The 21,872-nt window shown below is 58.3% G+C and carries 15 protein-coding genes and 4 pseudogenes; 10 read left to right on the top strand and 9 right to left on the bottom strand.

Going from position 1 to position 21,872, the window contains the following annotated elements:
• Positions 1-245: 245 nt before the first annotated feature.
• The 3 genes and pseudogenes from ACFQJB_RS04875 to ACFQJB_RS04865 all read right to left on the bottom strand — a co-directional run bounded on the left by ACFQJB_RS04875 (position 246) and on the right by ACFQJB_RS04865 (position 3,323).
• A complete protein-coding gene (locus ACFQJB_RS04875; protein ID WP_379724598.1) occupies positions 246-425 on the bottom strand; it encodes a hypothetical protein in 180 nt (59 codons plus the stop codon).
• Between the two features lie 85 nt (positions 426-510).
• A pseudogene (gene tnpC / locus ACFQJB_RS04870) lies at positions 511-1,946 on the bottom strand (IS66 family transposase).
• A 111-nt stretch (positions 1,947-2,057) separates the two neighbouring features.
• Positions 2,058-3,323, bottom strand: coding sequence for a methyl-accepting chemotaxis protein (locus ACFQJB_RS04865; RefSeq protein ID WP_379724595.1), 1,266 nt, complete (start codon positions 3,321-3,323; stop codon positions 2,058-2,060).
• Between the two features lie 278 nt (positions 3,324-3,601).
• Between ACFQJB_RS04865 and ACFQJB_RS04860 the strand changes: the two genes are divergently transcribed.
• Together ACFQJB_RS04860 and ACFQJB_RS04855 are read left to right on the top strand one after the other, a co-directional pair.
• Positions 3,602-4,633 carry a sensor histidine kinase gene (locus ACFQJB_RS04860; protein ID WP_379724592.1) on the top strand — a complete coding sequence of 344 codons (1,032 nt, stop codon included), beginning with the start codon at positions 3,602-3,604 and terminating at the stop codon, positions 4,631-4,633.
• Between the two features lie 36 nt (positions 4,634-4,669).
• On the top strand, positions 4,670-5,233 hold the full coding sequence (locus ACFQJB_RS04855) for a response regulator transcription factor (protein ID WP_379724589.1): 564 nt from the start codon (positions 4,670-4,672) through the stop codon (positions 5,231-5,233).
• A gap of 259 nt (positions 5,234-5,492) precedes the next feature.
• Here ACFQJB_RS04855 and ACFQJB_RS04850 read toward each other — a convergent pair whose 3' ends face one another.
• Entirely contained in the window at positions 5,493-6,059 is a 567-nt protein-coding gene (locus tag ACFQJB_RS04850) for a histidine kinase (protein ID WP_379724586.1), read from the bottom strand.
• Between the two features lie 249 nt (positions 6,060-6,308).
• Complete coding sequence (locus ACFQJB_RS04845; protein WP_379724583.1) at positions 6,309-7,127, bottom strand: DUF63 family protein; 819 nt, start codon at positions 7,125-7,127, stop codon at positions 6,309-6,311.
• A gap of 101 nt (positions 7,128-7,228) precedes the next feature.
• On the opposite strand from ACFQJB_RS04845, the gene deoC reads away from it, so the two are divergent.
• Positions 7,229-7,876, top strand: coding sequence for a deoxyribose-phosphate aldolase (gene deoC, locus ACFQJB_RS04840; protein WP_379724580.1), 648 nt, complete (start codon positions 7,229-7,231; stop codon positions 7,874-7,876).
• A 43-nt stretch (positions 7,877-7,919) separates the two neighbouring features.
• Positions 7,920-9,826 (top strand): annotated as a pseudogene (locus tag ACFQJB_RS04835) (formate/nitrite transporter family protein).
• 7 nt (positions 9,827-9,833) lie between these two features.
• Here the strand turns inward: ACFQJB_RS04835 and ACFQJB_RS04830 are convergent.
• On the bottom strand, positions 9,834-10,265 hold the full coding sequence (locus ACFQJB_RS04830) for a universal stress protein (protein ID WP_379724577.1): 432 nt from the start codon (positions 10,263-10,265) through the stop codon (positions 9,834-9,836).
• A gap of 195 nt (positions 10,266-10,460) precedes the next feature.
• Here ACFQJB_RS04830 and ACFQJB_RS04825 point away from each other — a divergent pair, with 195 nt between their 5' ends.
• The 4 genes and pseudogenes from ACFQJB_RS04825 (at position 10,461) to ACFQJB_RS04810 (ending at position 15,263) form a co-directional block, all read left to right on the top strand.
• Entirely contained in the window at positions 10,461-12,695 is a 2,235-nt protein-coding gene (locus tag ACFQJB_RS04825; protein WP_379724574.1) for an amino acid permease, read from the top strand.
• A gap of 62 nt (positions 12,696-12,757) precedes the next feature.
• Positions 12,758-13,444, top strand: a complete 687-nt coding sequence (locus ACFQJB_RS04820) for a potassium channel family protein (protein ID WP_379724571.1) — start codon at positions 12,758-12,760, stop codon at positions 13,442-13,444.
• A gap of 55 nt (positions 13,445-13,499) precedes the next feature.
• A pseudogene (locus tag ACFQJB_RS04815) lies at positions 13,500-15,057 on the top strand (TrkH family potassium uptake protein).
• Positions 15,057-15,263 carry a hypothetical protein gene (locus tag ACFQJB_RS04810; protein ID WP_379724568.1) on the top strand — a complete coding sequence of 69 codons (207 nt, stop codon included), beginning with the start codon at positions 15,057-15,059 and terminating at the stop codon, positions 15,261-15,263. The pseudogene ACFQJB_RS04815 and the gene ACFQJB_RS04810 overlap by 1 nt, the downstream one beginning before the upstream one ends.
• A gap of 21 nt (positions 15,264-15,284) precedes the next feature.
• Here ACFQJB_RS04810 and ACFQJB_RS04805 read toward each other — a convergent pair whose 3' ends face one another.
• Positions 15,285-15,515 (bottom strand): hypothetical protein, encoded by a 231-nt coding sequence (locus ACFQJB_RS04805; RefSeq protein ID WP_379724565.1) that lies wholly within the window; start codon positions 15,513-15,515, stop codon positions 15,285-15,287.
• 65 nt (positions 15,516-15,580) lie between these two features.
• Positions 15,581-17,146 (bottom strand): TrkH family potassium uptake protein, encoded by a 1,566-nt coding sequence (locus ACFQJB_RS04800; protein ID WP_379724562.1) that lies wholly within the window; start codon positions 17,144-17,146, stop codon positions 15,581-15,583.
• 298 nt (positions 17,147-17,444) lie between these two features.
• Between ACFQJB_RS04800 and ACFQJB_RS04795 the strand changes: the two genes are divergently transcribed.
• On the top strand, positions 17,445-18,227 hold the full coding sequence (locus tag ACFQJB_RS04795) for a helix-turn-helix transcriptional regulator (RefSeq protein WP_379724559.1): 783 nt from the start codon (positions 17,445-17,447) through the stop codon (positions 18,225-18,227).
• Between the two features lie 185 nt (positions 18,228-18,412).
• Entirely contained in the window at positions 18,413-18,820 is a 408-nt protein-coding gene (locus ACFQJB_RS04790; protein ID WP_379724556.1) for a DUF7475 family protein, read from the top strand.
• 104 nt (positions 18,821-18,924) lie between these two features.
• Here ACFQJB_RS04790 and ACFQJB_RS04785 read toward each other — a convergent pair.
• Positions 18,925-21,842 (bottom strand): annotated as a pseudogene (locus ACFQJB_RS04785) (DEAD/DEAH box helicase).
• Positions 21,843-21,872: the final 30 nt, after the last annotated feature.

Here is a 21,872-nt window from a genome sequence, read left to right as displayed (position 1 = left end):
TTCTCAACGCGATTGAATTGATCTGCCAAAGCGTGCCGATCAGACGCAGCTATATGATCAAGTAGGGCTGTATCTAATAGTGACTCTCGAGATTCGATATTAAGTAATGAGAGGGCAGCTTGATCAGCGTAGATTATGCTATCGTTGCGATGAATGATGATCGGTGCGGTCTGCGTATGCGGCTTTGGGTTGGACACTGACTTATCTGGGGCTGGCATGCAAGTACGCTATGGGTGTAGTGCGGCTTACTGTGTGAGACGGTTAACTGTTTGAGATATTTCTTGGATCTGTGCTGCTTGTTCTTCATTCGCCGCAGCGATCTCGTCTATTTCGTCAGCCATCTCTTGTAATTCGTTGACAAATGAATCGGTCATACTCGCTACTTCTTCGGTTGAAGCCGCTTGATCGTCTGTTGCGCGAGTCACCTCGTTGATGCCCTGTGCAGTCTGTTGAACACTGTCAACAATCTTTTCGAGTCGCTTTCGGGTTTCTTCGACCTGCGGTACGTGTTTACCCCGATGACGCAACAGCGGGTACGGCCTGAGCTCGGGAGATCATCTCGTTGTTTCGAGCGATTCGCTTGAACTCTTCGTAGGGATTGCGTCCCTGCTGGCGGCAGGTCGCCAGCAGGGACAGCAGCGTCTCATGCACGAACATGCCACGGTCGTTCCGGAGTGTTCCGATGAGTTTCCGGAGAACCACCGGCTCACGAAGCGCATTTTCAGCGGCGTTGTTCGTCGGGGAGACCGCTGGCTCACCGACGAAGGTGAGCCAGTGGTCGAGGCCGCCTTCTATCTTTCCGAGTAGTGTTGCCACTGGTCCGTCGGGTACTGACAGCTCTATCAGCGATTTAAGCTCCCCCGCGCCACACGATGGAGTTCTGCTCGCTCACGGACTGTCAAGTCGCTCTCCAGGCGAGTCTGGAGAGCGACGTATAGCTGTTTGAGGGAACGGTGGATCGGTTCGCCTTCTGTCTGTTTCTCGGCGGCGTCTTCAGCCTCCCGGAGAATGTGCGCCCAACACCGCTGGAGGTTGCTGCTGAAGGCCGGATACGCCGTCCAGCCATCACAGACGACCGTTCCCGAGAAGTCCTCGCCGAGGACTTCTTTGGGAACATCGCTTCCTCGACTCTCCCTGATCGCGTACAGCGTGTGGTTTTCGGTGGTGAACGTCCAGATCCACGCTTGTTCGCCGTCGCGTTTGATTCCGGTCTCGTCAACGTGGACAACGTCGGCTTGCTGTATCTGGTGACGGATCTGCTCGTACTCACAGCGACCGGCGCGCGCAGCGCGCTCGGTCGCGTGCCACGCGGCCGCGCCCGACAACTCCAGTCCATGGAGTTGCTCGAACCGGTCACCGATCTTCCGGTAGGGAAGACGATGATCGTACCGAGAGAGTGCTGCCTGTGCGATGACATTCACCCCGAACTGCCCCTCATCGGGGCAGTCGGGGTGTGAAGCAACGGTCTCAGTTCCACAGGAGTGGCACTCGTAGTGGTGCCGGTTGTACTGTGTGACTTCTGGCGGCTGTGGATCGGGAAGTTCCTCAACGAATCGGGGGCTGACGCCCGCCGACTCGTCAAATGTTCCACCACACTCTGGACAGCAGTCACAGGTGACCTCGATTTCTCGATCTGGATCAGGAGCGTCGCGCCATTCCGGTTTATGACCGGATTTTCGGCCAGGTGTACCGCCGTCGGTACGTGGTTGTTCGTCGTCCTCGTCACCGCCGGACGAGGACGACTCCTCTTCATCGGCTTGTTCCTTGCTCGGCGGTGTATGCGGCCCTTCGTACCATCGGATCTTGGCTCTGAGCCGCTTGTTCTCTTTACGGAGTTGCTGATTCTCTTGCTCAAGCTCTTCTTTCTCTTGCTCAAGTTCGTCAACGCGATTTTCGAGAGCAGTGATTCGCTTAAGCAGTTGCTCCACTTTCTCGTCAGTGACCATCACAACTCTCCTCGGCCAGTGCAGACGATACGGGACGGTCTCCCTGCCGGAGACCGTCCCTCGAAAAACGCTCTGTCGTCTGCATTGCTCTACTGTGAAGTCAGGAGCAACTTACGAGAGCGTGGCGAAATCGTTCTGGGGGTAAACACGTACGACCTGCGTAATCCCCTGTCGAACCTGCTCTGTGGCCTCTTGTAGACTCTCTGCTGTATCTTCGGTTCTATCCTGCACATTAGTGACGGTTTTTTCTATCTCTTCGGCATTCTGCTTCGATTCTTCAGCTAAATTCTTTATTTCTTCTGCAACCACGCTAAAGCCATCGCCGGCCTCACCAGCCCGTGCAGCTTCTATTGACGCATTCAATGCAAGTAGATTTGTCTGGTCTGCGATATTATTAATAACCTCTGTAAACTCACCGACTTCGCCGATCTCACTTTGCAATTCACCCATTTCATCGCCGACTTCTTGGACAGCATCCTGAATGCCCTCCATCTGATTGATCGCATGATCTGCTGATTCCGACCCTTCTTCAGCCATTACCTTGGCTTCAGAACTAGTGTCGCTCACTTCACTTGCTGTTGAGGCGATCTCCTCAATTGTCGCGCTCATATCCGAGACCTCGCCTGCCACCTCATCCATCGAATCAGTTTGTTCTTGAATTGCCTTGTTGACCTTATTCGTACTCTGTGTTGCATTCTGGGCAGCATCTGCAACTTGCTCAATGGGTGCTTGAAGATCAGTTTCAACCTGTTGCATCAACTGCTCTTGTTCAGCCATCGCGTCTTTGACCTGCTCGTTGTACGAATGAATATAGGTATCCATGGCAATTTGCTGGTCAAGATTGATGAGCTTCTGAACCGCCAGCGTCTGAGAAATGAGTGTATCAACTGCATCGTCGAACTTACGAGAGTCAAACTGTGACTTGATCTCTTGGCCAAATCGTTCGAGAATGCCGGTGTAATAGACGGAGTAGGCCCCAAAGTATATTTTTGGCCCTAAATCGAGCATATCATGAATCTTTCCAATTCGGGCACGCCGGTCAAAGTAACGTTGTCCGTATTGGCCGCTTCCTAACTCCTTTAGATATCGTTGTTGATCTTTTTTGAGTGCTTTGACCGGTTTTGATGATGAATCTAAGATTGCGATTGTCTCGTTGTAACTTTGGAGGCGGTCATAAAAATCATCTACAAGATCTTCAGCAATGTCATCAAAAAGGTGGCTAACAGCTTCGAGTTGTTGGGCATCTTGATCGGTAAATTGCGTATATTCCTTTCGCCACTCAATCTCACCTTCATCAACACCAATAGCAGTGGTAAGTTCACTGCCATCAACCATTTGACGCTCTGTCTCAGTTATTTTTTGGGACGACTCTGACATAACCATTCCCTTGTGGTACAATAGTATAAAATTATGCGTTTGTAATATAATATTAGTAAAATGAAATTTTTTGACTTGAGCGTTTGCCCTACTAATGATTTTAGCACAAACGTAGGAGTGCGTATCTTTGAGAGGCCAGGATTAATTATACGTAAGTTGAAATTTCTTCCCAGCTAGTCCTCAAATTATCTGTTTCGCTTCGAGAGGTGGACAGAACAACTTGATCCGAAGGAGCAGAGGAGTAATTATTATTACGACTGCTTGAAGATATATATTGTGTGAATCATCTCGTTTTATTTGTTGGTCTCCCGGAATTTGCCTCAGCTGTTGAATCTCACATAGACTGTAGTATCGTTGAGCGAGATTCAGTCGAAGATGCAGTAGAGATTTTCTCTGCCCGCAGTGACGAATTCGATTGCGTCATAACAGATCATAATTACCCAGCAATCGATGCTACCCGCCTTCTCGACCATGTGTTAGATCAGACTCCCGTCATCGTGATACCCACAAATGGGAGTAGTTCCGTAGCAACTAGGATGTATGCGAACGGGGCTGCTGGCTACATTGATCCCGATACAACAGATACTCCTGTGGAAACGGTGAGTGATTTGATACACAAACAGATAGCTGAAGCGGGAAGTGCCGATAGTTCATTGGCGGAGGAAAACAAGCGACTTGAAGAATTTGTCAGCTTCGTTTCTCACGAACTCAATAATCCGATACAGAAGTCACGATCAGGCTTGGATCTAATCGCAGCAGAATGTGATAGCGACTATATTGACGAGGTCGACAGAACGCTTGATCGGATGGAAGAGTTGGTTGATGATTTGCTTGCATTGGCAAAATATGGATATAATTCACCGGACGTAACTGACGTAGAACTGCGCGAGGTAATCAGTGATTCATGGCCAACATCTACGACGGCTGATATTGAAATTGATTCGCCTCTCCCCAATATCAAAGCTGAAGAGTCAATGGTCAAACAAATTTTTGAAAACCTATTTCGCAATGCAATCGAGCACGGAGGCCCACGTGTACAAGTTCGAGTCGGAACGATAGACTCACCACCCACAGACGAGGGTGATTCGGTTAGCATCTATGTGGCTGATAATGGCCCGGGGATTGATCCAGAAGCCCGATCAAAAATTTTCGAATTTGGGCACACTGACTCACGAGATGGAACTGGACTTGGATTAGCTATCGTTGATCGGATTGTTGAGACATTTGGGTGGGAGATTATCGTTACCGAGAGCAGCGACGGCGGAGCCAGATTTGAATTACACGGGATACCGACCGCCCCAGCCAAATAAAAAACACTTTTTATATTTCGGAGTTGACTATAAATCATGAGCAACGGGGATAGCAAGACAATATTGATCGTTGACGACGAGGAGATGGTTGCTGAATCATACGAACTCTACCTGAGTGATAAATACGAAACTCGTGTCGAAACCAATGGAGGCGCAGCACTTTGTGAACTGACCCCAAGCGACCGCGAAATAGATCTTATATTACTTGATCGCCGCATGCCTGGGATGTCTGGAGATGTGGTGGCAGAACATATTGATGAGTATGAACTTGATTATCAGGTTATTATGATTTCAGCTGTCGATCCAGATCTCGATATTATAGATATGCCGGTTGACGGGTATCTGAGTAAACCAGTCTCTGAGGAAGAAGTTGTTGAGGCGGTCGAGCGAGCCTTTTTGATCGCCGATTACCGCGAGCTCCTGTTACGCTACAATGAAGCAGCTGAGAAACATGATATCTTGATGTCTGACTTTTCTTCTGGTGATGCTCCAGCACAGCTTGAGCAACTAAAAAGCAGGATGCAATCGTTGGAAGGAGAGCTCAACGACCTTACTGAGAGCTTGTCTGAGACAAATGTCGGAGCGGTCTTCAACTCCTAAGACTTCACATTTTTACTGGAAAGCAAACCAGGGATCGTTAGTAAGTTCACCCTACCGTCTACCCAAATTGGCTACAAGTGTTCCTCAATATATCGGTTGATCTCATTTACCGTGGCCGTGTCGTACGTCCAAAACGCTTCCCAGCAACGTGGACTGGTTTCGAGTGCAACTAATGCAGCGTGCTGAGCGGTCTGCGATTCTGGTTTGAAGACAACGAACCAAGAGTCCTGAAACGCCTCAGACCAGCCTCCATGCATTGTCACCTCAAATTCAGCAGGAGGGTCCAATCTGGAAGCCCATAGACATGCGTATCAACCGCCGACTCTGCTAGTTGCTTGTATACGTGCTTTGTGCCTAGTTCATCGTCAAGCCGTGAAAGTCGCTGGAACGAAGCTCGATGTCTCCCATTATCACTTTCAAGTGCAAGTCGTTCAATATATCGAGAAATAATAATCAAAAGTAATTTTTCGTTGTTCGATTCGGGGTAGCCACGAAGTTCAAACCGGACATCTTCCAACTGCCTGATTACGTCTGGTGGATCAACAGCAGACACCTCGCGGTTGCCCGTGATATAGAGGTCGGAATTAACCAACAGAATTGATTCTTGGATCGCTTTCAATGGTGATGAGGCAATAACCTCGTCGTCTTCAACCAGATAGACTGTATCGGTTTCATCAGACGGTTCCTGTTGTTCTGTGACCGTTATTGGTTGGTCGTCAAACACTTTTTCGAGCATTGACTGAGCAGGCAAAGGCGACTCTTGATTGACCGTGACAAGAGAATAATTCTTAAAATCCGCATTCCGGATAAACTGGTTCAGTGTCACGCAATAGTTGATAAGTTAGTTCTGTATATAATTGACTCTACCGGTCGGAGCGAGACCTTTCTCCCGAGATGCCGATTCAATACGATTAGTCTATCGAGGCAACATGAATTATAAATATCATATTCTAAGAAATAGAGACCGCAGCTGAACTTGCTGAACTCACCCTCTATCTGCAGCACTCCATACAACTATATCACATATCCAATATTTTCTGCCAGGTCAGACAAGAGCCTCTGTACGTTATCTACATCAGCCGCCAACGACGGTGAACAACAGCAGATTGTGGACGCCCGGGCCGAGCCCGACGGCGGCGACAAAGCCCAACAACGCGTATCCCTCCGTCGGCTCGGCGTCGACGTACTCCCGAAAGAGCACGACGACCCCGCCGGCAACGCCGATTTTCACAAGGACGAACAGCCAGCCAACGCCGATCGTCTCGGCGGTCGGCAAGGCTGCCGCGGCGTCAAGAATCACCTGCGACAGCGGCGTGCGCTCGCCGAATCCCAACACGTCGACGCCGATAGCTGTTGAGACGCCATCCAGCGTGTGGCCGAAAAGCGCAAGCAGCCCGACCGCGCCGGTTGTTGTTGTCGCCGCCGGTCGAACCCGCCGGAGTCCCAGCCAACCACCGGCGGTCAGCGCGGCCGTCAGCAGCAGGCCGGCGGCCGGCCACGACGGCGCAAGCGTCCCGCGAGCCAGCCCGGCGCGCAAGGCGACGGCGACTGTCGCAAGCAGCGCGGCGAGCCCTCCACCAGCGAGCACCGAGGGAACCCGCGTCGGGCGAACGGCGTCGACAGCGAGCCAGCCCGCCCCGGCCAGGATCGCGGTCGTCAGATACACCGCGGCCGTCCCACCGAACGGGGCGATGATCGCCGGCAGGCCATCGATCCCGTAGAGGACGTGCAGCGTCGAGCCGAGGGCCATCCACGGCGTCAGCGAGAGGATGTGACGAGCCGTCACCGGTGGCCGTCGCCGGGCAAATCCGACGGCGACGGCGGCTCCACCAGCGAGCAACGCGAGGGCGTAGGGCAGCGGCGGGAGGCTGAAGCCAGCCGGAAGCAACACCATACCCCCGGTTTCGGTGAGTCGGTAGAAAGGGTTGTGGTCGCCGGCGTTGCGTGTTGCCCACCGGTGGGGAGCTTTTTGCCGATGGATGGTCTCCGGGGCGTATGAAGCGCGCCGACCTTGCAGCGAAGATCGACCACACTGTCCTCGGGCCGACGACGACGGCCAACGACGTTGCACGCGTCGTCAGCGAGGCCACCGAGGCTGGCATGAACGTCTGTATTCCGCCCTGTTATGTCGACAGCGTCGCCAGCGACGCCGGGGATGAGCTCACCATCGCCACCGTCATCGGCTTCCCGCACGGCCAAGCCGACCCCGAGATCAAACGCGAAGCCGGCTCAGTCGCCTGGAAAGCTGGCGCGGACGAACTCGACGTGGTACTCAATGTCGGCCGCCTCAAAGCCGGCGAGGACGACGCCGTTGCCGACGAACTCGGCGCGGTCGTCGCCTCGGTACCGATCCCGGTGAAGGTCATCATCGAGGCTGGCCTGCTGACAGACGACGAGAAACATCGTGCCTGTGAGGCCGCCGTCGACGCCGACGCCGACATGGTAAAAACGTCGACCGGCTTCGCCGACAGCGAACCGAGCGGGGCGACCGTGGCGGATGTCAAACTCATGGCGGAGTACCTGCCCGTCAAAGCCAGCGGCGGGATCGGCGACTACGAGACGGCGATGGCGATGATCGAGGCGGGAGCCGAGCGGATCGGGGCCTCCAGCGGGCTCGCTATCCTCGATGGTGCGCCGTCATAACCGAGATTTGGCCGAAAAGACAACCTCTTAGGGTGCCGCCCGAATGAGCTTCGGCAATGAGCGACTCCCCTCCGATCCCGAGGATTCCGTTCGGGAGGCGGTTGAGCGATCCCGCAGCGGCGCGCCGGCGGTCGGCGAAGTCCTCCGCGACCGGTTTTCGGCCGACGAAGTGTTTCAGCGGGTGGTCGCCGCCGCCGACGAGGAGATCACCTCCGGCGTTCGGGAGCTGTTTTTCAGTGCGGTCGCCGCCGGCTTTGCGATCACGATCACGTTTCTGCTGTATGCGTCGCTGTCGGCAGCCAGCGACAACCCCGTCGTCGGCGTCATGCTGTACCCGCTTGGCTTCATCTACATTATCGTCGGTGGCTACCAGCTGTACACCGAAAACACGCTGCCGCCGGTCGCGCTGACCATCGAGCGATTGGCCAGCATTCCGACGCTGTTGCGCCATTGGTTGATCGTGCTGACAGGCAACTTCACCGGTGGCGCGATCGGTGCGGTCGCCTTGGCCTACGGCGGCGTCTTCGACGCAAAAACGACGACGAAAGCCATCGAGCTGGCGGAAAAGGGCGCCTTCGAAACCGGCTGGTGGTCGCTGTTTTTCAAAGCGGTGTTCGCCGGGTTGATCGTTGCCGGCGTCGTCTGGGTTATCTTTTCGGCAACCGATACGGTCTCCCGGCTGCTCGTTGTCTACATCGCGTTTCTGGCGATCCCACTGGGGAATCTGTTCCACGTCGTCGTCTCCTTTACCGAGGTCATCTATCTCGTCTTGCTCGGTCGGCTGGCTCTCCTGCCGGGCCTCACCGAGTTCGTGCTGCCGGTCTTACTTGGGAACACGCTTGGCGGCGTTGTGTTGGTCACCGTCGTCAACTACTTCCAGACGAGCGAACGACGGCTGGAAAACGCCCGCTTCGAGGGGCTGAGTCGCCGGCTCACGCTCCCCGAGTGGGCGTTCGGTCGGTTCGCCGGGCGATCGTACGTACCGATCCTCGATTCGGTTGAGGCGACGCTGGTCGGCGAGGATCGCTACCGGGTGATGGTGCCGATCACGAACCCCCGAACCGACACAGAACTCGTCGAACTTGCCGCCCGGGTCGCCAGCCAACAAGAGAACGCCACCGTCCACGTTGTCCACATCATTCAGGCCCCCGAACAGCTCTCGTTGGTCAGCGGTGGCAACGTCGAACGGATCGAGGCTGAATCCAACAAGCGCATGCAGGACATCTACGCCCTCGGCGATGAGTGCGAGGTCGACATCACCGTCACCTCGCTGGCGAGTCATCACGCCTTCGAGGAGATCTTCGATATGGCGCGCCGAACCCAACCGGAACTCGTCGCCATGGAGTGGGGCGACGATCAGCTCTGGCATGCAGCCCGTGCTGAGCGGCCGCTGGATGAGATCACCAACCGGCTCCCCTGTGACTTTGCGATCTTCAAGGATCGCGGCCTCGACCCCTCCGAAATCCTCATCCCGACGGCCGGCGGCCCCGACTCAGGGCTGAGTGCGGAGATCGCTGCCGCGTTGCAGTCGGCCGTTGGGGCGTCGGTGACGCTGCTCCACGTCGTTGACGATCCGAGCGAAACGGCTGCTGGCGAGGCGTTCCTCGACAGCTGGGCCGCCGAACACGGCCTCGATGATGCCGAGCAGATCGTCGACACCGGCGGCGATATCGAGGCGGCGATCAAGCGGGCGGCCGACACCGCGACACTCGTCGCCATCGGCGCAACCGAGCGCGGTCTGCTCTCCCGGCTCGCAAGCGACTCCTCCATCTCGATGTTGTCAACGAGGTTGAGTGCTCGGTGCTGTTGGCCGAACGTCCTTCCTCACGATCGATCCTGAAACGGCTGTTCGGCGGCGGCCAGCGCGATAAAAGTCAGTCAGAGATCACCCCGGGCAGCCACAACGCCAAGACCGGCGGTGACGACTCGATTGTGGGCCCGAACGAGTGAGCGATCGTCAGTCGTCGCCTCGGGGGAGTGCGATGACGGGGCGGTCGGCGTGGGTGACAAGTTTAACCGAGAGATCACCCGAGAGGAACTGCACGAGTCGGTTGCCGCCACGAGAGCGGTAGGCGATCGCGCTGGCGTCGATCTCGGCGGCGACCTCGAAGATCGCATCGACCACATCCCGACTGTAGGCTGTGTGTAGCTCTGCATCGGGGAACTCCTCTCGAATGGCCTCGACAGCGGCTTCGGCGATCCCCTCTGACTGTTCGACCGGTGTTTTGTCGGGGGAACCGCCGCCTTTCTCGACGACATGGAGGACAGTCACCTGCTCGGGAGCGTACGGCGCAAGCGCGCTGGCGGTGTGTTCGGCGTCAGCCTCCGTGGCGACAGGGAGGAGGACATGTGACAGCATCTCGGGTGTGGTGTCTGCTGAGTTGTCCATACGAACACCACCGAGGGCGGTTGCATAAGGATTGTGTCAGAACCTGACAATCTGCAGCCGAACCGATTAAGACCGGTGGCCGCGACCACTCCGGTATGCTGAATCGTCGTTTACCCGGTACCTCGCCTGTATCGACCGTGTCAGGCCGTCGCCACGCTGTCTCCCACCAACCCCACTGCGATCGGGGTGATCCCGATGAGTGAGGACGAACTCGCGAAGGATCTGACGCTCACGTCGGCACTCACGATCGGCATCGGGACGATGATCGGCGCTGGCATCTTTGTGCTGCCGGGCACGGCCGTCGAGATGGCGGGGCCGCTGTCGGCCGGGGCGTTCATCCTCGGCGGCACTATCGCCATCTTCACCGCGCTGTCGGCCAGCGAACTCGGCACCGCGATGCCGCGCTCCGGCGGCGCGTACTTCTATGTCAACCGCGGACTCGGGCCGCTGTTCGGCTCGGTCGCCGGCTGGGGCAACTGGATCGGCCTCACCTTTGCCTCGGCGTTCTACATGTTTGGGCTCGGCGAGTACGTCAACGCCTTCGTCAGTGTTCCGGGACTGGCTCTCGGCCCGTTGTCGTTGTCGGGCGCGAAGATCGTCGCGCTGCTCGGCGCCGCGTTTTTCGTGACGGTCAACTACGTCGGTGCGAAGGAAACCGGCAAACTGCAGAATATCATCGTCTTCATCCTGCTCGGCATTCTCACGGTATTCACGCTATTTGGGCTCTTAAACGCCGATATTCAGACCCTCCGGCCGTTCGCGCCCAAAGGCCTCACGCCGTTGTTGCCGCTGACTGGCATCATCTTCGTCTCCTATCTCGGCTTTGTCCAGATTACCTCCGTTGCCGAGGAGATTCAGGATCCGGGCCGTAATCTCCCGATTGCGATCATCGGTAGCGTCGTCATCGTCACCGCGATCTACGCGCTCGTCCTGTTGGCCGTGCTGGCGGCCGTCCCCAACGAGGTCGTCGCCGGCAACGACACCGCCGTCGTCGAGGTTGCCCGGATACTGATCGGGCCGATCGGTGCGGCCGCCCTGCTGTTCGGCGGCCTACTTGCGACGGCGTCGTCGGCGAACGCGTCGATCCTCGCATCCTCGCGGATTAACTTCGCGATGGGCCGCGATAAGATCGTCTCGCCGTCGCTCAATGAGGTGCACGAACGGTTCGGCACGCCGTACAAATCGATTGCGCTGACCGGCGTGTTGATCCTGCTGTTCATCGTCGTCGGCAACCTCGAACTGCTGGCAACGGCGGGTAGCGTCCTCCATCTGGTCGTCTATGGCCTGCTCAATCTCTCGTTGATCGTCTTCCGTGAGGGTGATCCTGCCGAGTACGACCCAGAATTTACCGTGCCGTTGTACCCGATTACGCCGATTCTTGGGGCAGTGTTGTCGTTCGCGCTGATCGCCTTTATCGAGCCGTTTGTCATCGCGCTGTGTGGGCTGTTCGTCGCTCTGGCGTTGGCGTGGTATATGCTGTATGCCCGCTCGCGGACGACGCGGGAGGGTGTCCTCTCGGAGTATATCCTCTCGCGCTCCGAGGAGATGCCCGATGCGGCAGTGTCGGCGGCGAGTTCGGTCAAACCTGATGGCGGCGAGTATCGGGTGATGGTGCCGTTGTCGAACCCGCGTACCGAACGCGACCTTATCGAGTTAGCGAGTCTCATAGCGAAAGCCAAGGGCGGCAGCGTATTGGCGACACATATCGTTCAGGTTCCCGATCAGACCCCGCTGTATGCCGGCTCCGAACACATCGAGCGGATCGACGCCGAATCGGAGAAACTCCTTGATGCGGCCCGCGAGGACGCCGAGACGTTTGGGGCCGATGTTGAGACAAAAACGATCATCTCGCATCGATCCTTCGAGGAAGTCTTCGACGCTGCCGAGACGAACAACGCCGATCTGGTCGTGATGGGCTGGGCCGGCGATACGCCACTGTCGGCAGGTCGCGTCGAGAGCCCGCTGGATGAGTTGACAAGCAGTCTCCCGTGTGATTTCCTCGTGATGAAGGATCGTGGCTTCGATCCCTCGGACGTGTTGCTGCCGACGGCGGGTGGCTACAGCTCCGATCTCAGCGCAGAGGTCGCCGAGGTGTTGCTTGACAGCGGCAACGACGTATCGCTGCTGTACGTCGTCGACGACGACACCGAACAGGCCGAGGGTGAGGAGTTCCTCTCGACGTGGGCTGCAGATCACAGCCTCGACGACGCCAACCGGATCGTCGATACGTCCGGCGACGTTGAAGATTCCATCGCCCGCCACGCCGAGAACCGCTCGATGGTCATCATCGGCGCGACACGCGAAGGCCTGCTCTCGCGGTTGATGCGTGGCTCGCTGGCCTTCGAGGTACTCAATGATGTCGACAGCACCGTCTTGTTGGCCGAGCGGCCACACAACCGCTCGTTGCTCGAACGGCTCTTCGGCGAGTAACGACGGGACGGGCGGCAGGGAAAACCACAATTTTTCACCCCGAAACGGAATACCCCGAGTAAATGTATCTCATCATCGTCGGTGCGGGCGACATCGGCGGCCAACTGATCGAGATTGCGATCGAAGCCGGCAACGAGGTCGTCGTCATCGAACGCGATTCGGCCCGTGCCGATAGCGTCGCCGGCGACCACGACTGTCTCGTCATCAACGATGATGCGACGGTCAAAGAGACGCTGGCGGACGCCGGTGCCGACCGCGCCGACGGCATCATCTCGACGACTGAACAGGACGCAACGAACGTGATGGTCAGTCTACTCGCCAAGGAGTTCGACATCCCCTCGATTCTCTCGGTCGTCCACAACACCGACCATATGAACCTCTTCCGGGAGATCGGCGTCAACACGATGGAGAACCCCCAAGAACTCATCGCCGAACACCTCTATCGCTCGGTTTCACGGCCGGCCATCGTCGACTACCTCCGGATCGGTGATGTGGCGGAGGTCTTCGAAATCACTGTCGCAGAAAACGCCCCCATCGCCGGAAAGACACTGAAGGAAGCAGCGGATACAGGACTGATCACTGCTGATATGCTCGTTGTCGCCATCGAACGCAACTCAGCTGGTGAGCCGATTACGCCACGCGGCAACACCGAAATCCACGCCGGTGATCTCCTGACGGTCTACTCGGCTGTCGGCGCGACGCCGGAGGTCACGGACATCTTCGGCCATGACGAAGATCATCTCGCATAATGACACCACTCAGTCGCCCCGTCGGTGTTTGCTTATCCTCACCGGAGGCTGAGCAATGAGGGGTGCGACGGCGACGATCAGCCGGGATCTCGGTCGGATTCTGAAGCCCTCGGCGTCGTCATTTTCGCGTCGATCCTCGTTACCCTCGTCTGGGGAGAGTTCTACGCGGTTCCCGCGATGGTGATCGCCGGGGCCGTCCCGCTCAGCATTGGAATCGTGCTCAGACGCCGATTCAGCGACGCCGACCCACCGGGCAAACTCCATGGGATGATGGTCGCGGCGACGGGCTGGGCGGCTGTCGGCGTCTTCGGCTCGCTGCCGTTTCTGCTTATCGCGTGGACGATTGCCATCGACCCCGCTGGGCTTGGCGCACCGGATCTCACCGGGCGGGCGGCCTCGACGGTCGCGGCGTTCCAACACCCGCTGAACGCGCTCTTCGAGTCGATGAGCGGCTTCACCGGGACGGGGCTGACGATGACCGACAATGAGGAGGCCCTGCCGCGGACGCTGCAGTGGTGGCGGACGATCATCGAGTGGGTCGGCGGAGTCGGCGTGATCGTCCTCACGACGGCGATCCTCGCCCGCCCGGGCAGTGGCTCGCTGACGCTCTACGAGAGCGAAGCCCGCTCCGAGAAAATTCACCCGAGTATCGTTTCGACGGTTCGGACGATCTGGTGGATCTTCATCCTGTTTACGTTCACGTCGATCCTCATCCTCTGGCTGGCCGGGATGCCGATCTGGGGGCGATCAACCACGGGATGACCGGGCTGGCGACCGGCGGCTTCTCGATCACGGACAACTCGATTGCGACCTACGATTCAGCGCTGATCGATTTCGCGCTGTTGCCCGTCATGGTGCTCGGGAGTATCGCATTCCCGATCCATTACCTGATGCTCAATGGCGATCTCAAAAACGTTTATAGCGATCTGCAGACGCGTTGGATCTTCGGCTTCTTCAGCCTCGGCTCGGTGCTACTAACGGGGATCGTCTATCTCCGTGGCACGTACGATTCGCTGTTTACCGCTGTACGGTACGGGCTGTTCCAGTTCGTCTCGGCGATGTCCTGTACCGGCTTTCAAACCGCCGTTGACTCGACGAACGTCGCGCTCGGACGGTGGCCGATGGGAGCCCAACTCACCGTCACCTTCGGGATGGTCGTCGGCGCGGCCGCGGGATCAACGGTCGGCGGGATCAAACTGATCCGGCTGGCGACGCTACTCAAAGGGATCCGATTCCGCATTGTCGACGTCTTCTATCCAGAGACGGCAGTTCGTCGCCTCAAGATCAACAACCGGCGACTGACGGAGACGGAAGCGAGCCAGGAGTTCGAAGAGGCCGCGATCATCGCGCTGTTGTGGCTGCTGTTTCTGGCACTCGGTGCGGCGGTGCTGATGGCGGTGCTCCCGGCCGGCGAGTACACGCTCGAAAACATCTTCTTCGAGGTCGCCAGCGCGCAGGGCAACGTCGGGCTCTCGACCGGCATTACGGGGCCTACATCGCTGCCGACGCTCGGAAAGGTGATGTTCCTGTTCAACATGTGGATCGGCCGGCTCGAAATCATCCCCGTGCTCGTGTTGCTCCGGGGCGTGCTGAAACGCGGAGGGATGTACTAATGGAGCCCACTGAGTGGCCGCTTCTCAATGCAGTGCTTGATGCCGGTACCGACGACCCGGTGTTTCAGGGGCTCCTCATCGCTGGCCCGCTCGTAATCGGATTAATCGTTCTGCTGGGTCGCTCGCCCGTCATGACCGTGCTCACAGGCGGCTATCTTGCGGTGGTCGTCGCCAACACGCTTCGGAACGTGGTGCAGTGGCGATAACGTGTTGACCGTTGGTGGACGTTACTTCACCCGCGCCAGCCGCGTTTTCTTGGGATACTGTTCCAGAATTCGGTAGACCGCCCACCCCGCCCACAGGAAGAGTATCCCGCTGAAGACGGCCATCTCGATCCGGATGATCGTTCCGTGCCACACCGTAAGGACGGCTGCGACAACGAGAACACCGACGACGACCACGCCGAACACGTCGTAGAACGCTTTTGGATGGCGGATGCTTGGAAGTCGACGATACATATCCGATACTACGTCCGCAGCCTACATAACAGTATGTGACGGGTAAACACGGGCAGTTTCCGTGCTTAGTCGTCGAGTTTGCCGATGAACAGCGCGAGCACAGGGACGATCTCCAGTCGACCGATCCACATCAGGAAGATCATTAGTAGCTTCGAAAACGGCGAAAAGTCCAGATAGCTCCCGAACGGGCCAAGTGAGCCGAACCCCGGGCCGATGTTGCCGATTGTTGCCAGCGACGCACTCACCGCCTCCAATGTGGATAGCTCGAACCCGATCCGTGCGGAGTCAAGGCTGAGGAACACCGACGCGATCCCGAACAACAGGATGTAGAGCACGGTGAACGCCATGATCCCGCGAATCGCATCCTCGTCAACGATGGTGCCACCGAGCCGAACCGGGGTGACCGCATCCGGGTGGATCGTTGTATAGAGATCTCGTCGAATTGATTTCAGGACGACGATCCAGCGGACGACCTTCACCCCGCCACCGGTCGAGCCGGCTGACCCACCGACGAACATGGCGAACAGCAGCACGATCTGGGCATGTTCCTCCCACTGCGCGAAGTCGGCGGTAGCGTACCCCGTTGAGTTCAACAGCGAGACGATCTGAAAGGTCGCCTGTCGGATCGTGTTTTCAGTGAGTCCGGTCGTGTTGCCACCCAGCTCGATTGTCGGCGCGGCACCGAAGACCAATACCCCAGAGAGGACGGCCGTTAGGGCAGCAATCGCGCCCGTGTAGACTCGGAACTCGGGATTGTCGGTCAGTGCCCGGAACTCGCCTTTGAGGACGTGCCAAAACAGCGCGAAGTTGACGCCGGCGACCGCCATGAACGGGATGATGATCCACTGGGCGACCGCGCCGAAGGCAGCGACGCTGTCGGCTTTCGGCGAGAATCCGCCGGTCGGCAGCGTCGTAAAGCCGTGTGAAATCGCGTTGAACAGGTTCATGTTCGGCGCGTAGCCGAGGAGATGCGCGCCGTAGAGCAGCGCGATCAACAGCAGCGTGAATCCGAAGTAGATCAGCCACAGCGCGCGGGCGGTTTCGGCGATCTTCGGCGTCAGCTTCTGTAGATCGGGGCCGGGAGCCTCCGATTTCATCAGCTCCGCGCCGTTGACGGCGACCTCCGGCAGAATAGCGATCATCAGGACGATGATCCCCATCCCGCCGAGCCACTGGGTGAGCTGTCGCCACAGCATGATCGCATGCGAGTGGCTCTCGACGCTGATGCTGCCGAGAACTGTCGCCCCGGTCGTGGTAAACCCGCTCATCGACTCGAACAATGCGTTGATGATCGATCCGAAAAGCGCGCCTGTCGACGAGGGGTCGAGCCCGATCGTTGAGTCGGTTCCGTAGCCCGCGATCAGGTACGGTATCGCACCGACAACCGCAACCGCGATCCACGCCAGCGACACCAACAACAGCGCCTCTGTCGGCCCAAGATCCGGCTCCTCGTCAAGTTGTTCAAGCCCAATCCCGATACCGAGGGCGATCACCAACGAGGCCACAAACACCCAGATATCCTCGCCGTAGATGACCGCGACCGTTAACGGAACCACCATCGTCAACGCGAGGTATTTGACGACTGTTCCAAGCAAGCTGGTGCTCGCTCGCCAGTCGAGATACAGTGACATTATCGTCCCACCATCGTCGGTCGTTATCAGTGAGGTGGGTGTCTCCTCATTAAGCCTTCCGTCACATGCTCAGCGTCGCAGCAAGGACGCGTTCATGACTACCAAATGCGTCCCTAAACGACTGCATCCGAGCTTCCTATCGTTTTTCGGTGAGACTATCTGAGCCGAAATCCGCCGCTGCTTCCCGACCCGTGGTGCTGATTCGGGCGGTATCGAGGGTGACACCACCCGTTTCGATCACGGATAGACCATCGACCCCCGGTTATTATCACCCCGTGAACTGAGCGATTAGATAGCAATGCACGGGGACTCGGTGTATGCGTTCGTCATCTCGTCGTCGGTTCGGGTTGATATCGTGCAGCGACTTGCCGCAACCCCGCAGCCGACGGAGCAGCTCATCGACCACCTCGATGCGAGCACGTCGGCGGTATATACCGCACTCGCAGATCTGGAACGGCAGGGCGTGGTGTTTGATGGCGAAGCTGGCTGGCGGCTCACCGGACACGGGCGGCTGGTGGTCGATCTTATCGACCACCGAAAATCCACCGTTCAGACGATTACCCACGACAAAGACTACTGGGAGACGCACCGAACCGATCATCTTCCCCGTGAGTTTCGCCGCCGACTGCCTGAACTGGGAGACTACGAGGTCGTTCGATCCGAACCCCCCGACGTTCGAGCCCATGCCAGAGTCGCTGTCGACCTGCTTGAGCGGGCAGAGAGCTGCCGGACTGCCATGCCGATCCATGTCCCGGAGTATCGGAATGCCTTCCCGGATCATCCCGACTCTCAGCTGCTGTTCTCGCCGAGTGTGATCGACACAGTACGGGCAGCCTCCGGGACAGGAACCCGCGATGGCATTCGGCAGATCGATGCAGCCCAGTGCAGAGTGAGAGACATTCAGTTCGGATTCACTGTCAGTGATTCGTCGCTGATGCTGGCGCTCCGACCGATGACCCAGTCACCGGTTGCGTCGATGCTCATCGCTGAGACTGACTCCGCGATCCGCTGGGCCTCGGAGCTCTACGAATCGCTCTGGCAGGATGCGGAACCCGTGGAGTCGTACCTATATCGGGCGTGAGCCGTTTTGTGGGTGTTCGCCTCACTGCTTTCGCGTGTCGTTGCCCACGACACCGCCCCGGGCAAACACATCAAATTACATATGGTTAAAACTATTTTTACTACAATAGAATAATGAACTGGATCAAAAATTATTTTCTCCAAAATTCTATGGGTTTTATTATTCGAACATAGCATCTCCGAGGCATGGCTGAAACAACGACAGCCACGGGCGCACAGGCATTCAGTACACCAGCGAATTCCGCGGGGTATCTTGCGGTCATAGCTGGACTCACGACCGGCATCCTGCATCTGTACCTCATTCCGGGGGCACTCGCAACTGCAGGTACTACCGGCGGGGTGTTGTTTGCACTCAACGGGATCGGATTCGTTGGCGGAACAGTTCTGTATCTCTCGAAATACTGGCGGAAAGAGCTGTTTATTGTAGCCGCACTCTATGCGTTAGCTTCGATTGTGGCAATGTTCATGGTACACGGATGGACGATAGACTCGCTACTCTACAGAAACGGCTCCATCGCTCAGTGGGCGATAACCGCAAAATCCGCGGAGTCGATTCTCATCGGATCTTCGCTCTATCTGTATTCAAATAGCTAAACCGCCCAGACACACCGCTGATCACTGGCTCTCCACCCTACTTTTGTGCCAACGACGCTGTGACAGCCATCGCCGAATCACCGGATACGTACGCGCCACCGAAGCTAGTCCCAAAATGACTGCGTCCGGGCGTACTGTCGTTCTTCGGCGAGAATATCCCGGTAGAAATCCGCCTCGTCCTCACGGAAGTTATTGATGATCCGCGCGGCCGTATCCGGGCCGACGCCGCGAGCAGCCAGCGCGATGACGGCCTGCTTACCGTGACTCTGGACGAGGTTGGCCGCCCGGTAGGCCCGCTTGGTTTGCCGCTCCTGCCCGCTGTCTTTCTGTTCGGCCCGTACCGCCGTCACAACCTCCTCAGCCCACGGATTCAACGCGGCGATCCGCGTCGACCCACACTCCGGACACTCGGGGTGCTCGCGGACGCGCCGCACCTTCGTTGTGTGCTCCCACTCCGTGCAGTGACAACAACACAGCAGAATCCGATCGTTCCGCAGCCGTTTTTGCAGCGTCTCGATGACGCTGGCGTCGGCGTTTTCGGGCACCAACAGTTCCTGGCCATGCGTCGATCCCGAACCCCCAGCGGTGTCGCCTCGCCGACGAGTTCAAGCTCAATCTCACCGGCCTGCAACTGCCGGAGCACATCGGCAGCGTCGTCGACGGCGAGATCGCGATGAAACACTTCTCGGAGGGCCTCCTCGTAAACCGGCGTGTCTTCCAGCGCCTCCAGCAGTCGGTCGCCGCCAAAGCGGCCGCGACCCTGATACCGTTTCAGCGAGCCGAACTTCGCGGCGACCTGCGTGACAGTGAATTTCAGCGTCTCCGATCCTTTCAGTGCGAGTTCGAGATACGGTTCGAGGTGGGCAGGATCGGTCGACAGTAACACGTCGCGGAACGCCGAGAGGCCGACGCCGGACGGTACCTCGAATTCGATCCGATACGGATCGACACTCATCCCGACCGACGAGCCGGTGCGTTGGCCGACCAATGCCGCCAACAACCGGCCCAGTGTTTCGTTGACCTCGTGGCCGTAGGGGCTGTTGAGCCGGACTGTACTGGCTTGTGCCTCAAGGATGAGCCGTGACGCCGTCGGGATCGGGTGGTCGCCCTCGATCTGTCGCTTGATGGGGTCGAGTGCGGTTTCGATTGTCGGGCTGTCAGCCGGATATCGGGGTGCGAGATCACGGGCGACGGCGTCGGTTTCTGCGCCGCGGGCGAACTGCTCGCCGGCAATCTCGCGGATCTCGCCGCCCTCATTTGCGACGGCCGCGGGGACGGGGATCTCTTGGCCAACCCAAGAGGGTACCTCGCCGCCGGGATCAGCGATCGGGGCGACATTGACGCGGGCTTCATCCTCGTCGATATCGTTGATCCGCCACATCTCCCCGCGCTGGATGAACGTCTCACCGGGCGCGGCGAAGTTGACGACGAATCGCTCATCAAGGGTGCCGATCTGCGTTCGGGAGGACATATCGTAGACTTCGTAGCTCTCCTCGTCGGGGATCATCGAGAGGTTCTGGTAGAAATACTGCCACGTCCCGCCGGCGGTTTCCAGCCGGTCGGCGTCCTCGTCGAGCCAGCAAAGGCGGTTACTGTGGAGTTCGCGGACGACAGCGCGGAACCGCTCTTCGGCAAGCTCATGGAAGGGTGCGGCGCGCCGACAGATCTCATAGGCGGCTCGCGCGCTCACGTCGTCGAAATCCATCAGCAACCCGACGAGCTGGTTGGCGAGAACATCGAGGCTGCCGTGATGGATCGCCGTCGATTCGACCAGCCCCTCACTCGCTCGGCGGGCGATGACGAGCGATTCGACCGTGTCATCGGGGTCGGTGGTGATCACCGTGCCCCGTGAGACCTGATCGTGGCGATGGCCGGCGCGGCCGACCCGCTGGAGCAGTCGGGCGACTTCCCGGGGACTTCCGTACTGGACGACGTGATCGACGCGGCCCACGTCGATGCCGAGTTCCATCGAGGACGTACAGACGAGACCAGCAAGGTCGCCGTTTTTGAACCGATCCTCAACATCGATCCGCACGTCTCGGGCCAGCGAGCCGTGGTGGACTTCCAGCGAGACATCGAGCTTCTTGAGTCGTGAGCCAAGCGCCTCGGCGGTCTGTCGAGTGTTGACGAACACAAGTGTCGATTCGTTGTCAGCGACGGCGTCGCGGATCGTCCGGACGTGGCTCGCCATCTCCTCGGTCGTCGCCAACTCGCCAGCCAATCGTTCGTCTTCGGGTGTGATCTCGGGGCGCGTGACGGTGAACGCAACACGGCTGCCGACATCGACGCTGACGATCTCAAAGCTGCGATCCACACCTGACGGTGGCTCGCTGTCGAGAGCAGTTTCGACAGCTGGCGGCTTGTCGCTCGCGCGCTTGCCGGTCAGAAAGCGTCCGACAGCTTCGGGGTCGCCGACCGTCGCCGAGAGGCCGATCCGCTGGAAGCCACCCGACAGCAGTTGGAGGCGTTCGAGGCCGACGGTCAACTGCGCGCCGCGTTTCGAGGCCGCGAGTTCGTGCACCTCGTCGATGATGACGTGCCGCACGTCACCCAATGCGTCCCGGAGTTTCGACCCTGTCAACATCGCCTGCAACGTCTCTGGCGTCGTCACCAACACATCCGGCGGGTCGTCGGCCTGCTGTTGTCGCTGGTAGTCGGTTGTATCGCCGTGTCGCACGTCGATCTCCAAATCCAGCGTCTCGCCCCACCAGTCGAGTCGCTCCCGCATATCACGGTTCAGCGCGCGCAACGGGGTGATATACAGCGCGGCAAATCCGTCGGTCGACCCGTGTGCTGCTCTGTGAGCGACGAGCGAATCGAAGACGGGCAACATCGCCGTCTCGGTTTTGCCGGTGCCGGTCGGCGCGAGGACGAGTGCGTTGTCGCCGGCGGCCAGCGGCGGGATCGCGCGTCGCTGTGGCTCGGTCGGCTGCGAAAAGCCACGGTCGGAGAGCGCCGACCTGACGGTGTCGCCGAGGTGTCGAAAGGCGTCTGCACCCACCTGCGACCCCGAAGAACTCATTACCGAAGACAGGGCCGCGAAGCGATTAAG

The organism is Halonotius sp. GCM10025705 (assembly GCF_042662885.1).
In the GTDB taxonomy this organism is placed as follows: Archaea; Halobacteriota; Halobacteria; order Halobacteriales; family Haloferacaceae; genus Halonotius; species Halonotius aquaticus.
The sequence above is the reverse complement of the archived record's forward strand: the minus strand, read 5'-3'. Positions and strand labels throughout refer to the sequence as shown.